The following is a 13,060-nucleotide window of genomic DNA, read 5'->3' as shown; positions in this document are numbered from 1 at the left end:
GGTGCCGATTTGCGGATGCCGCTGCGAGGCGGCTATCGTCGGCCCATGCCTTCGGCGGTCCAGGTTCTCGCAGCGCTCGTTCCGAGCGCCGCGCCTGCGCGCCGACGCCGTCTGGGCGAGCGCCGACTCTAGGCGACCCCGCACGCCGTCCGTCATGGACGCCTGCGAGCGGGTGTCGCCGTCTCCGGCCCTCGGGGTTCAATTCCGCCCCGCCCCAAGACTCTAAGGTGGAATCCATGACATATTCGGTCGCCGTCTCCGGCGCATCCGGCTATGCGGGCGGCGAGATCCTGCGGATCCTCGCCGCGCATCCCGACGTCGAGATCCGCACCGTGACCGCGCACTCCAACGCGGGACAGCCGCTCATCCAGCATCAGCCGCACCTGAGATCGCTTGCGCATCTCACGCTCTCGGACACCACCCCCGACGTGCTCGCCGGCCACGACATCGTGTTCCTCGCTCTGCCGCACGGACAGTCCGGTCAGTACACCGACGCCCTCGGGGATACGCCGCTCGTCATCGACGCCGGTGCCGACCACCGCCTCGAATCGGTGGCGGACTGGGATCGGTTCTACGGCGGGGACTTCCATGAACCGTGGGTCTACGGGGTGCCCGAGCTTCCGGTCGCGGGCGCGAAGCAGCGCGACCGCCTCGTCGGAGCCACGCGCATCGCCGCCCCCGGATGCAACGCGTCGACCGTGAGCCTCTCGCTCGCCCCCGGTGTGGCGGCGGGAGTGATCGATCCGGGCGACATCGTCACCGTCCTGGCCGTCGGCCCGTCGGGCGCGGGCAAGAGCCTCAAGACGAACCTGCTCGCGAGCGAGATCCTCGGCTCGGCCAACCCCTATGCCGTCGGCGGCTCGCATCGCCACATCCCCGAGATCCAGCAGGCGCTCGCCGCCGCGCGCCCTTCGACGGGCTCAGGGGCCGGTGCCGAGGGCTCAGGGGCCGGTGCCGTGGGCTCGGGCGCCGGTGCCGTGGGCTCAGGGGCCAGCGCGGTGGGCTCCGGGGCCGGTGCCGCGGAGGCCGCGGACCGCGGCATCCGGATCTCCTTCACGCCCGTCCTCGTGCCGATGGCGCGCGGCATCCTCGCGACCTCCACCGCGCCGATCGCGCCGGGGGGTCAGCGATGAGCAGATTCGCGAGGCGTGGGAGGCGGCGTACGGCGACGAGACGTTCGTGCAGCTGCTGCCGGCCGGCCAATTCCCTCGCACCGCCGACGTGGTGGGCGCCAACACGGCGCTCATCGGCCTTGCGATCGATCGCGCGGCGAACCGCGTGGTCGTCGTGACCGCGGTCGACAACCTCGTCAAGGGCACGGCCGGAGCCGCCGTGCAGTCCATGAACATCGCGCTGGACCTGCCCGAGGGCACAGCGCTGTCAGTGAACGGAGTCGCCCCGTGAGCGTGACCGCGGCCCAGGGATTCGCAGCGGCGGGCGTCGCCGTGGGACTGAAGTCCACCGGCAAGCCTGACGTTGCGGTCGTGGTCAATCGCGGACCCCTCAAGGCCGGTGCCGCTGTCTTCACCAGCAACCGCGCCAAGGCCAACCCCATCATCTGGTCGCAGCAGGTCATCCAGGACGGCGTGGTCGAGGCGATCGTCCTGAACTCCGGCGGCGCCAACTGCTTCACCGGCTCCTTCGGCTTCCAGACGACGCATCAGACTGCCGAGAAGGCGGCCGAGCTGCTCGACGCGAGCGCGGGCGACATCCTGGTCTGCTCGACCGGGCTGATCGGCACGGGCGACGAGGTGTTCCGCGCCAAGGTGCTCGCCGGCACGGAGCTGGGCATCGCCGAGCTCTCGGAGGACGGCGGAGAGGCGGCATCCCTCGCCATCATGACGACGGACTCGCGGCCGAAGCGCGCCGTGCGCACGCAGGACGGCTGGACGATCGGCGGCATGGCGAAGGGGGCCGGGATGCTGGCGCCCGGCCTCGCGACGATGCTCGTCGTCATCACGACCGACGCCGTGCTCACCGCCGAGGACGCGGACGCCCACCTGCGCCATGCCACCCGAGTCAGCTTCGACCGGCTCGACTCCGACGGATGCATGTCGACCAACGACCAGGTCACTCTTCTGGCGAGCGGGGCATCGGGGGTCACGCCCGAGCCCGGCGCGTTCCGGGAAGTGCTCGCAGCCCTCTGCCTCGACCTCGCGGAGCAGCTGCAGGGTGACGCGGAGGGCGCGAGTCACGACATCCGCATCCTCGTCCAGAACGCGGCATCCGAAGAGGAGGCCGTCGAGGTCGGGCGCTCCATCGCCCGCAACAACCTCTTCAAAGCCGCCATCTTCGGCAACGACCCGAACTGGGGCCGGGTTCTGGCCGCCATCGGCACCACGCAGGCGGCGTTCGATCCGTACGACGTGGACGTCTGGATGAACGGGGTTCGCGTGTGCACGGCCGGCGGTCCCGACCAGCCGCGCGAGGCGGTGGATCTGACGCCTCGGACGACCGATCTCGTCGTCGACCTGAAGGTGGGCTCGGCGTCCGCCCGCATCCTCACCAACGACCTCACCCACGACTACGTCCACGAGAACAGCGCGTACTCCTCATGACAGACCTGCAGGACACCGACCCCGGCCAGGCCAGCTCCCGCGCCGTGACCCTGATCGAGTCGCTGCCCTGGCTCAAGCGCTTCCGCGAGCAGATCGTCGTCGTGAAGTACGGCGGCAACGCGATGGTGAGCGAGGAACTGCAGGACGCCTTCGCCGCCGACATCGCCTACCTCCGCTACGTCGGGGTCAAGCCCGTCGTCGTGCACGGCGGTGGTCCGCAGATCTCGTCGATGCTCGACCGCCTCGAGATCCCGAGCGAGTTCAAGGGCGGCTATCGCGTCACCTCCACCGAGGCGATCTCGGTCGTCCGTATGGTGCTCACCGGTCAGATCAACCCGCAGCTGGTGTCGAAGATCAACGCCCACGGCCCGGTGGCCACCGGGCTCAGCGGTGAGGACGCCGGCCTGTTCGGCGGCCGCCGGCGCGGCGTCGTGATCGAGGGCGTCGAGCACGATCTCGGCCGCGTGGGCGATGTCGTCGAGGTGGATCCGCAGCCCGTGCTCGACCAGATCGCGGCCGGCCGCATCCCCGTCGTCTCGAGCATCGCGCCCGATCTGGATCATCCCGGGCACTCGCTGAACGTGAATGCGGATGCCGCGGCATCCGCGCTCGCCGTCGCCCTGGGAGCTGCGAAGCTCGTGGTGCTCACCGACGTGGCGGGGCTCTACGCCGACTGGCCGAACCGCGACTCTCTCGTGTCGCACCTGACCTCGACCGAGCTGCGGGCGATGCTGCCGCGGCTGGAATCGGGCATGATCCCGAAGATGTCGGCGTGCCTGGAGGCCGTCGAAGGCGGCGTCGAGACGGCCGCGATCATCGACGGGCGGGTGCCGCACTCGGTGCTCGTGGAGATCTTCACCAGCAAGGGAATCGGAACAGAGGTGGTCCTCGGATGACGTGGCAGGAAGAGGCGGGGCGCGACCTCGTACGCAGCTTCGGCGAGCGGATGGCGCTGTTCGTGCGCGGCGAGGGCTCGTATCTGTGGGATGCCGACGACAAGCGCTATCTCGATTTCCTGGCGGGTATCGCGGTCGACTCGCTGGGTCACGCGCACCCGGCGTTCGTCGAAGCCATCTCGACTCAGGCGGCGACCCTGGCGCATGTCTCGAACTACTTCGCCACACCTCCGCAGCTCGCACTCGCCGCCACGCTCAAGCGGCTGGCGGGCACCGGTGACGCGGGCCGAGTGTACTTCGGCAACTCGGGAGCCGAGGCCAACGAGGCGGCGTTCAAGCTCGCCCGCCTGCACGGCGGAGCCGAGCGCCCCCGCATCCTCGCGCTGAAGGACGCGTTCCACGGTCGCACCATGGGCACCCTGGCGCTGACGGGCAAGCCGTGGATGCAGGAGCCGTTCCTGCCGATGACGCCGGGCGTCGAGTTCATCGACACCACGGCCGAGGCTCTCGAGGCCGCGATGGATGACCGGGTGGCGGCGCTGTTCGTCGAGCCGGTCAAGGGCGAGGCCGGCGTGATCGATCTGCCCGAGGGATTCCTCGCAGCAGCCCGTGAGATCACCGAGCGCCACGGCGCACTGCTCATCATCGACGAGATCCAGACCGGCGCCGGCCGGACGGGGGAGTGGTTCGCGTTCCAGCACGCGGGCATCACCCCCGACGCGATCACCGTCGCCAAGGGCATCGGCGGCGGCTTCCCGATCGGCGCGCTCATCACCTTCGGCGCGGCCAGTGAGCTCTTCTACCCCGGCACGCACGGCTCGACCTTCGGCGGGAACGCCCTCGGCACCGCGGTCGCGGGCGCCGTGCTCGCTGAGATCGAGCGCGCGGGGCTGGTGCACAACGCCGCCGAGCGCGGCGCGCAGCTGCGCGCCGCGATTCTCGGCATCGACAGCGAGCTGATCACCGGATGCCGGGGTCGCGGGCTTCTGCTGGGCGTGGCGCTGCGGCATCCCGTCGCCAAGGCGGTCGTCTCTGCCGCGCAGGAGCACGGCCTGGTGATCAACGCGCCCAACGACGAGACCATCCGTCTCGTGCCGGCCCTCACGATCGGCGACGTCGAGATCGACGAGTTCATCGCGCTGTTCACCGCCGCGGTGCGCACCGTCGAGGACGCGCTGCTCCTCGAGACCTCCAGCGAGATCAGCGACCGACAGGGAGCCCCCGCATGACCCGCCACCTGCTGCGCGACGACGACCTGACGCAGGCCGAGCAGGATGAGATCCTCGGCCTCGCGGTCGCGCTGAAGAAGGACCGCTGGAAGCTGAAGCCGCTCGAGGGCCCGCAGACGGTGGCCGTCATCTTCGACAAGTCGTCCACCCGTACCCGCGTCTCGTTCGCCGTCGGGATCGCCGACCTCGGCGGCACGCCGCTGATCATCTCCACCGCGAACAGCCAGCTCGGCGGCAAAGAGACGCCCGCCGACACGGCACGGGTGCTCGAGCGGCAGGTCGCCGCGATCGTATGGCGCACCTACGCGCAGGCGGGCCTCGAGCAGATGGCCGAGGGGACACGCGTCCCCGTGATCAACGCGCTCAGCGACGACTTCCACCCCTGCCAGCTGCTCGCCGACCTCCTCACCATCAAGGAGCACAAGGGCGACCTCGCCGGCCTCACGCTCGCCTTCTTCGGGGACGGCAAGTCGAACATGGCGCATTCGTACGTGCTCGCCTGCGTCACCGCAGGCATGCACGTGCGCGTCGCGTCACCCGAGACGTACGCGCCGCGCGACGATGTGATCGCCGACGCCGACCGCCGCGCCACCGAGACCGGCGGCTCGGTCACTCTCTACACCGACCCCCTCGAGGCGGCGGCGGGGGCGGACGTCATCGTCACCGACACCTGGGTGTCGATGGGCAAGGAGGAGGAGAAGCTCGAGCGTCTGCGCGATCTCGGGGCGTACAAGGTCACCCGCGACCTCATGGCGCTCGCCCAGGACGACGCGATCTTCATCCACTGCCTGCCCGCCGACCGCGGATACGAGGTGGACGCCGAGGTGATCGACGGTCCGCAGAGCGTGGTGTGGGACGAGGCGGAGAACCGGCTGCACGCGCAGAAGGCCCTTCTCGTCTGGCTGCTGCGACAGGACTGACCGGGGCGGGGTGCGATCGTTGAGCGAGTCGCCGGACCGCGGGTACCTTGCGGCGCGGTGGGAGCGCCTGAACGGCCCGCGACGCATCCACGGCGTGGATCTCGCGCGCGGCCTCGCGGTGCTCGGGATGTTCGCCGCGCATCTGCTGTGGATCACCGGTCAGATCGACCTCTCGGAGCCCGCGACGTGGCTCGTGGTGGTCGACGGGAGATCGTCGATCCTGTTCGCGACGCTCGCGGGCGTCTCGATCGGGCTGGTGACCGGCGGACGCACACCGCTGCGAGGCGAGGCGGCGACCACCGTCAACCTGCGACTCGTGGTGCGCGCCTGCCTGCTGGGCGTGCTCGGTCTCGTCCTCATCGCCACCGGCGTGCCGGTGTACGTCATCCTCCCCGCGTACGCGATCCTCTTCCTCCTCGCGATCCCGCTGGCGCGGCTCGGCGCCCGAGCGCTGCTCACGATCGCGGGGGTTCTGGCCGTGGTCATGCCGTTCGTCCAGGTGATCCTGGATGCTCTGCCCTTCTGGTCAACGCCCGTGGGCAGTGACCTGGGCCTCGCCGTGGGCTGGCACTATCCCTTCACCACATGGATCGCGTTCGTCGTCGCCGGGCTCGGCGTCGCTCGGTCGGGAGTGACCCGCCTGCGTGTGCAGTGGGTCCTCCTCGGCGCGGGAACGGCGCTCGCCGCGATCGCGTATGGGCTGGATGCCGCGACGGGGGCCGATGCGCGAGCCGAAGCCTCGTCGTTCGCGGGGGCGCTGTGGACGTCGCGCCCCCACTCGACCGGGCTGCTCGAGGTCATCGGCTCGGGCGGATTCGCGCTGGCGGTGCTCGGAGCCAGTCTTCTCGTCTGCCGGACGGTGGCAACCTACGCCGTGGTGCCGCTGCGCGCGGTCGGCGCCATGCCGTTGACCGCCTACACGCTGCAGCTGGTGGTGTGGGCGATGGTCGCGGGATCCGTCCTCGGCGACACCGGCGACCTTCGTGGATTCCGCGACCTGCAGCCCTTCTGGCCGCTCACCCTCGGCACCATCGTGTTCTGCACGGCGTGGGCGCTGCTGGTCGGCCGCGGTCCACTCGAAGCCGCCGTGGACCGGATCGCGCGGCTCGTCGTCCGGGATCCGCGACCGCTGCCTGAGGAGCCGCCGGGCGACCCCGCCGCGACTGGATCGGTCACGCGTCGTCGCTAGGCTGGACGGGTGAGTGATGCGAAGGCCGACGGAACGAACAAAGGCGCACTGTGGGGAGCCCGCTTCGCCTCGGGGCCCTCTCCGGAACTGGCGGAGCTGAGCCGTTCCACGCACTTCGACTGGGACCTCGCGCTCTACGACATCGCCGGTTCCCACGCGCACGCGAAGGCGCTCGCCGCCGCCGGGTATCTCGATGAGGACGAGGAGCAGGCGATGCACGCCGGGCTCGACACGCTCGTGCAGGGCATCACCGATGGCACGCTGCTGCCCGCCGCGTCCGACGAGGATGTGCACGGCGCGCTGGAGCAGGCGCTCATCGAGGCTGTCGGGCCGGAGCTGGGCGGCAAGCTCCGCGCCGGACGGAGCCGCAACGACCAGATCGCGACGCTCGTGCGGATGTTCCTGCTCGACCACTCGCGCACGATCGCGCGCGAGGTGCTTCGCCTGGTCGATGCGCTGGTGGCGCAGGCCGAGGCTCATCCCGATGCGATCATGCCCGGGCGGACACATCTCCAGCACGCCCAGCCGGTGCTGCTCGCGCATCACCTGCAGGCCCACGCCTGGCCGCTCGTGCGGGATCTCGAGCGCCTGCGCGACTGGTCCGCCCGCGCCGCGGTCTCTCCCTACGGCGGTGGGGCGCTCGCCGGTTCGACGCTCGGACTGGACCCTCTGCTCGTCGCTCGCGAGCTGGGGCTCGACCGTCCGGCCGAGAACTCGCTCGACGGCACCGCCGCGCGCGATGTCGTTGCCGAGTTCGCGTTCATCACGGCGATGATCGGCATCGACCTCTCCCGGTTCGCCGAGGAGATCATCATCTGGAACACTCGCGAGTTCGGGTTCGTCACACTGGACGACGGCTACTCGACGGGCTCCAGCATCATGCCGCAGAAGAAGAACCCTGATATCGCCGAACTCGCCCGGGGCAAGGCGGGCCGGCTCATCGGCAACCTCACCGGTCTCCTCGCGACGCTCAAGGCTCTCCCGCTGGCGTACAACCGGGATCTGCAGGAGGACAAGGAGCCCGTCTTCGACTCGGTGCGCACCCTCGAGACCGTACTGCCGGCCTTCGCCGGCATGGTCGCCACGCTTCGCTTCGACACCGCGCGCATGGCCGCGCTCGCGCCCCAGGGCTTCTCGCTCGCGACCGACGTTGCCGAGTGGCTGGTCAAGCGGGGCGTGCCGTTCCGCGACGCGCACGAGATCTCAGGTCACCTGGTGCGCGTCTGCGAAGAGAACGGCATCGAGCTGCACGAGGTCACCGACGAGCAGCTCGCCGCCGTGTCGTTCCACCTGGGGCCCGAGGTGCGGGACGTGCTCACCATCGAGGGTTCGGTCGCGAGCCGAACCGGCGCCGGCGGCACTGCGCCGGTTCGTGTCGCCGAGCAGCGTGTCGAGCTCGTCGAGCGCGTGCAGGCCGCGGCGCACGCCCTGGGACTCTAGGCCTCGGTTCCGTCAGGCTCTCGTCGGGCGGCGGTGGCCGCTCACCACACGGCCAGCCGGACGAGCGCGGCGACGACGCACGCCCAGACGAGGCTCGCGAGCGTGCCGATGATGAACCTCTCGCGAGCCTCCGCCGCGGCGAGCTCGGAGAAGCGGCCGATGCCCTTGAGCGCCACGACGACGGCGATCGCCTCGGGGAAGCCGGCGATGATGCCGAGCGCCACGGCGACCCGCTCCAGATAGCCGATGGTCGTGCCTCCGCGGAGGACCTCGCGGACAGCGCCCTCGCTCCCGCCCGCGAGCGACGGAGCGCGCAGCATGATGCCGCCGTTGTCGCCCTCCTGCACGCGCCCGTGCGTGGCGATCTCGAGGACCCGTCGGGTGACGGGGTTGCCCCCGAGTACGGCCAGCGCTGTGCCGAGGAGGGCGATGCCGAGGCCGACGAGCAGCGGGACGTTCACCGGCGAGATCGTCACCACCAGCAGACACAGCACCACGAGGACGCCGGCGACGATGAGCGGGACGTCCGCGGGCCGCCGCAGGCTGATGACGACCAGGACGAGAGCGGCGCACAGAGCGAGGAACAGGAAGATCGAGAGCACGGCGCCGAGCATCGCGTCGGGGGGAAGCATGGCGTTCAGTCTGGCATGAGGCTCCGACGCAGATCCGGAGCCGCGGCCGACCTCAGTCGGGTCCGACGCTCGGTCGTACGACCTCGGCCGCGTCGAGGCGTTCGAGCGCCCGCTCGAGTGCCGGGACCGCGGCCTCCTCGGCTCGCAGTGCTGCGGACTTGGCCCGCAGGCTCACGGCGCCTTCGCTGATGCCGAGCCGCGTCGCCGCCTCGCGCTGGGTGAGACCGTCCGCGAGGAGGTCGTAGACCTCCCAGCCTTCGTCGCTGCGCCGATCGCGCAGCTCCACCAGCAGCCGGACGAGGGCCTCGGCATCCCCTCCCGCGTCATCGCGTGCGGTGACGGCCAGCCGCGTCGTCGCCTTCTTCGCGCGGTCCACGGCGTCCCGGGCGTTGACGAACGCCTCGCCCCGCGCGGCGCGGACGCTCGTGGGCAGGGGCGATTCGACGGCGCCGACACCGACGCCGACGCTCCACGTGCGGGTGCGAGTGAGGTCGAGCACGATGCCGAGAGCCGCCCGCGCATCTGAGACGGCGACCTGGAACTCGTCACCGGCCGTGCGTTCCGGAGAGAGTGCCAGTGGCCTGCTGCCGTTCTGGGTGACCGTTGCCAGCGCAGCGGGGATCAGGTCGGTGCCTTTGCGGCTCCCTCGCTGATCTGCAGTCACGACGAACATGGGCCACCTTTAGCTGAGAAGATCAAGATATCGACAGTTTAGCCTAGGGGCTTGATCGATGAAAGCCTGTGGGCTAAATCACACCCGAGTTGAGCCGACGGACTTCACTTCATCCGCTTCGGAGCGATACCACGCGAGGTTCTCCGACAGCTTCGACTTCTGCGGGAGCAGTTCGACCCGGCGCCGCCGGGCCGAGCATCCGCCGCTGATAGCCTGAAACGCGTGTCTGAAACCGTCGTGACAGCGACCGCACCTGCCAACGACCCGGCGTTCGAGAACGTCTGGGACGAGATCGTCTGGCGCGGCTTGGTGCATGTGTCCACCGATCAGGAGGCGCTCCGCGAGCTGCTTGCCGGGGATCCGATCACGTACTACTGCGGCTTCGACCCGACGGCGCCCAGCCTGCACCTGGGAAACCTCGTTCAGCTGCTCACCATGCGCCGTCTCCAGCTGGCAGGACACAGGCCGCTCGGTCTCGTCGGCGGCTCCACAGGCCTCATCGGCGATCCCCGCCCATCGGCGGAGCGCACGCTCAACACCAAGGAGACGGTGTCCGAATGGGTCGGGTACCTGCGCTCGCAGGTCGAGCGCTTCCTCAGCTTCGACGGCGAGAACGCCGCCCGGATCGTGAACAACCTCGACTGGACGGCACCGATGAGCGCCATCGACTTCCTGCGCGAGATCGGCAAGCACTACCGGGTCGGCACGATGCTCAAGAAGGACGCGGTCGCCGCGCGCCTGAACTCCGAGGCCGGCATCAGCTACACCGAATTCAGCTACCAGATCCTGCAGGGCATGGACTACCTCGAGCTGTACCGGCAGTACGACTGCGTCCTGCAGACCGGCGGCAGCGACCAGTGGGGAAATCTCACCAGCGGCACCGACCTCATCCACCGCGTCGAGGGTGCCTCGGTGCACGCCATCGGCACGCCGCTGATCACGAACAGCGACGGGACCAAGTTCGGCAAGAGCGAGGGCAACGCGATCTGGCTGGACGCTGCGATGTGCAGCCCCTACCGGATGTACCAGTTCTGGCTCAACACCGACGACAGCGACGTCATCTCGCGCTTGAAGATCTTCACGTTCCTCACGCGCGAAGAGATCGAGGAGTACGAGCGCCTCGTCGCCGCCGAGCCGTTCCGGCGAGAGGCGCAGCGCCGACTCGCCCGGGAGGTGACGGCCTTCGTGCACGGAACGGATGCCGCCGCCGCTGTGATCGCGGCCTCCGAAGCGCTGTTCGGCCAGGGCGACCTGGCGGCGCTCGACGCGGCCACTCTCCGCCATGCCCTCGAGGAGCTTCCGAACGCGACGCTGGCCGCGGGCACTCCGGTCGCGCAGGCGCTCGTCGACACCGGGCTCGTCTCGAGCCTCTCGGAGGCTCGGCGCGCGATCGCGCAGGGCGGGGTGTCGCTCGACGGCGCGCGCGTGGAGGACGAGAAGACCCCCGTCTCCGGCGGGCTCCCGGGGGGAGTGTCGGTGCTCCGCCGGGGCAAGAAGACGCTGGCCGGCGTCTTCGTCGCAAGCTGACGTTCCCGTCCGCCCGGCCGACCAGTGCGCCTGGTCCTTGGTCCGAGCATCCGGTCCTGATCCGATCTCTCGATCCTGACCGACCTCCCGGTCCCCGACTCGAACTCCCGGTCCCGATCCGACCTCCCGGTCCCTGACTCGAACTCCCGGTCCCGATCCAACCTCCCGGTCCCTGAGCCTGTCGAAGGGTGCGCATGCCGTTCACACCGAGTCACGCCGTGGTGGCGCTGCCGTTCGTGCGGACGCCGCTCGTGCCGGCGGCGATCGCGGTGGGGGCGATGACCCCCGACCTTCCGCTGTTCGTGCGAGGGCTGCCGCTGCACTATGGACGCACGCATGCGTTCGAATGGCTGCCGCTCACCGTCGTGCTCGCGCTGGCGCTGCTGCTGGTGTGGCGATGCGTGCTCCGTCCGGCGGCGCGCGAGCTCGCTCCCGCCTGGCTCGCGCGGCGGCTGCCGGAGGAGTGGGATCACGGCGCGGCGCCGGCTCTGTGGGAGACGTTCGCGCTCTCGCGGGTCCGCCCAGACCGCGACCGAGCAGTCACCTCTTCGGGACGGGTGTCGTGGGGCCGACTCGCACTGCTCGTGCTGTCGCTGCTGCTCGGAGTCCTGAGCCACATCGTGTGGGACCTGTTCACCCACGAGGGGCGCTGGGGTGTCACGGCGATTCCGGCGCTCGAGGCCGATTGGGGCGCACTCGCCGGGTACAAGTGGCTGCAGCACGGCTCGAGTGCCGTCGGCCTGGCGATCATCGGGGTCTACCTGCTGCTCTGGCTGCGGCACCGGTCGGCTGCATCCATCCGACGCATCCTGCCCGGCGGGTTGCGGTGGGCGTGGTGGCTCTCGCTGCCGGCGGCGCTCGTCATCGCCTGGCTGCTCGGCCTCGCCGCCTTCAGCCCCCTCGACGCCGACTTCACGGTCGCGCATCTGGCTTACCGAGTGCTCCCCCCTGCCTGTGCGGTGTGGGGTGCGGTGACCGTCGCCCTGTGCGTCGTGGTGCAGCTCGTGAGGCGCAGGAGCTGACGATAGTCCTCCGCGCGGGCGGTCGCCAGGCCCTCGGCCGGTCTCGAGGCCACGGATTAACGTTCCGGCCATGGATCGCGAACGACCCGGGGCGCAGGAGTGGGTACCCGGTGATGGTGGCGTCGCGCGCCTTCGAGAGGCGGTGCAGGGGTGCCGCGGGTGCGAGCTGTGGCGCGATGCCACGCAGGCGGTGTTCGGAGACGGACCCGCCGACGTGCGCCTGATGCTCGTCGGAGAGCAGCCCGGCGACCGGGAGGACCTGGCGGGTGAGCCCTTTGTAGGCCCGGCGGGCGGGATCCTCGATCGGGCGCTGGAGGCAGCCGGTATCGATCGAGACCAGGTCTACCTCACGAACGCCGTCAAGCACTTCCGTTTCGAAGAGCGCGGCAAACGCCGGATCCACCGCAAACCGGACGTGCCGCACATCGAGGCGTGCCACCCGTGGCTGGACGCCGAGCTCGAGCGGATCGACCCCGCCGTGGTGGTGTGCCTGGGTGCGACGGCGGCACGCGCGGTGCTGGGTCGGGCAGTGAAGATCGGGGAGGAGCGCGGCGCTCCGCTCGGACTCGGCGATCGTGTGGCCGTCGTCACGGTGCACCCGTCGTCGATCCTTCGACTTCGGGATCGCGCCGGTCGGGATGCCGCCTTGGACGGCCTCGTCGACGACCTTCGCGTCGCCGCGGCCGCCGCCCGCGCAGGGGCGCGGTGACGGGCGACACGCCCGGGATGCGGTCCCGATTCGACCGAACGCGGAACCTCACGTAACGTATTACTTGTTCGCCCCACAGGGAAGAGCGGAGAGGCCGGAAGGCCCCGCCCCCTCAAGCGGAGAACAGCCCCTCATCTTCTCTCATTTGAGAGTGTCGGCCTTCGGGTCTATGATGGGGAGTCCCCCTCCGGGAACCGCGGTCGCCGCTGGTCCTGACGATCTGAGATCGTTGACTGGCCGGTTGGAACAGACGGGTCGGATGGGG

General features: G+C 70.2%; 12 protein-coding genes and 1 pseudogene. 11 read left to right on the top strand and 2 right to left on the bottom strand.

Going from position 1 to position 13,060, the window contains the following annotated elements:
• Positions 1 to 236: 236 nt before the first annotated feature.
• From WYM_RS22485 to argH, 8 genes and pseudogenes are all read left to right on the top strand, one after another.
• Positions 237 to 1,121: pseudogene (locus tag WYM_RS22485) on the top strand (N-acetyl-gamma-glutamyl-phosphate reductase); the annotation flags it as partial.
• Positions 1,015 to 1,404, top strand: a complete 390-nt coding sequence (locus tag WYM_RS22480; RefSeq protein ID WP_423793903.1) for an Asd/ArgC dimerization domain-containing protein — start codon at positions 1,015 to 1,017, stop codon at positions 1,402 to 1,404. The pseudogene WYM_RS22485 and the gene WYM_RS22480, both read left to right, overlap by 107 nt.
• On the top strand, positions 1,401 to 2,558 hold the full coding sequence (gene argJ / locus WYM_RS09135) for a bifunctional glutamate N-acetyltransferase/amino-acid acetyltransferase ArgJ (protein WP_019180530.1): 1,158 nt from the start codon (positions 1,401 to 1,403) through the stop codon (positions 2,556 to 2,558). The genes WYM_RS22480 and argJ overlap by 4 nt, the downstream gene beginning before the upstream one ends.
• Positions 2,555 to 3,454, top strand: a complete 900-nt coding sequence (gene argB, locus WYM_RS09130; protein ID WP_019180529.1) for an acetylglutamate kinase — start codon at positions 2,555 to 2,557, stop codon at positions 3,452 to 3,454. Before argJ ends, argB begins: the two co-directional genes overlap by 4 nt.
• Positions 3,451 to 4,683, top strand: a complete 1,233-nt coding sequence (locus WYM_RS09125; RefSeq protein ID WP_019180528.1) for an acetylornithine transaminase — start codon at positions 3,451 to 3,453, stop codon at positions 4,681 to 4,683. The genes argB and WYM_RS09125 overlap by 4 nt, the downstream gene beginning before the upstream one ends.
• Positions 4,680 to 5,603 (top strand): ornithine carbamoyltransferase, encoded by a 924-nt coding sequence (argF, locus tag WYM_RS09120; RefSeq protein ID WP_019180527.1) that lies wholly within the window; start codon positions 4,680 to 4,682, stop codon positions 5,601 to 5,603. Before WYM_RS09125 ends, argF begins: the two co-directional genes overlap by 4 nt.
• 10 nt (positions 5,604 to 5,613) lie before the next feature.
• Positions 5,614 to 6,792 carry a heparan-alpha-glucosaminide N-acetyltransferase domain-containing protein gene (locus WYM_RS09115; RefSeq protein ID WP_019180526.1) on the top strand — a complete coding sequence of 393 codons (1,179 nt, stop codon included), beginning with the start codon at positions 5,614 to 5,616 and terminating at the stop codon, positions 6,790 to 6,792.
• Positions 6,793 to 6,801: 9 nt separating this feature from the next.
• On the top strand, positions 6,802 to 8,232 hold the full coding sequence (gene argH / locus WYM_RS09110) for an argininosuccinate lyase (RefSeq protein ID WP_019180525.1): 1,431 nt from the start codon (positions 6,802 to 6,804) through the stop codon (positions 8,230 to 8,232).
• Positions 8,233 to 8,273: 41 nt separating this feature from the next.
• Here argH and WYM_RS09105 read toward each other — a convergent pair whose 3' ends face one another.
• Together WYM_RS09105 and WYM_RS19785 are read right to left on the bottom strand one after the other, a co-directional pair.
• Positions 8,274 to 8,864, bottom strand: a complete 591-nt coding sequence (locus WYM_RS09105; protein ID WP_019180524.1) for a hypothetical protein — start codon at positions 8,862 to 8,864, stop codon at positions 8,274 to 8,276.
• Positions 8,865 to 8,916: 52 nt separating this feature from the next.
• On the bottom strand, positions 8,917 to 9,537 hold the full coding sequence (locus tag WYM_RS19785) for a hypothetical protein (protein ID WP_019180523.1): 621 nt from the start codon (positions 9,535 to 9,537) through the stop codon (positions 8,917 to 8,919).
• 222 nt (positions 9,538 to 9,759) lie between these two features.
• On the opposite strand from WYM_RS19785, the gene tyrS reads away from it, so the two are divergent.
• The 3 genes from tyrS to WYM_RS09085 all read left to right on the top strand — a co-directional run bounded on the left by tyrS (position 9,760) and on the right by WYM_RS09085 (position 12,795).
• Entirely contained in the window at positions 9,760 to 11,064 is a 1,305-nt protein-coding gene (gene tyrS, locus WYM_RS09095; RefSeq protein WP_026059688.1) for a tyrosine--tRNA ligase, read from the top strand.
• A 194-nt stretch (positions 11,065 to 11,258) separates the two neighbouring features.
• Positions 11,259 to 12,086 (top strand): DUF4184 family protein, encoded by an 828-nt coding sequence (locus WYM_RS09090; protein WP_019180521.1) that lies wholly within the window; start codon positions 11,259 to 11,261, stop codon positions 12,084 to 12,086.
• A gap of 70 nt (positions 12,087 to 12,156) precedes the next feature.
• Positions 12,157 to 12,795 carry a UdgX family uracil-DNA binding protein gene (locus WYM_RS09085; RefSeq protein ID WP_019180520.1) on the top strand — a complete coding sequence of 213 codons (639 nt, stop codon included), beginning with the start codon at positions 12,157 to 12,159 and terminating at the stop codon, positions 12,793 to 12,795.
• Positions 12,796 to 13,060 lie beyond the last annotated feature (265 nt).

The organism is Microbacterium yannicii PS01, assembly GCF_000304335.1.
In the GTDB taxonomy this organism is placed as follows: Bacteria; Actinomycetota; Actinomycetes; order Actinomycetales; family Microbacteriaceae; genus Microbacterium; species Microbacterium yannicii_A.
This window is presented reverse-complemented; position numbering and strand designations above follow the sequence as displayed.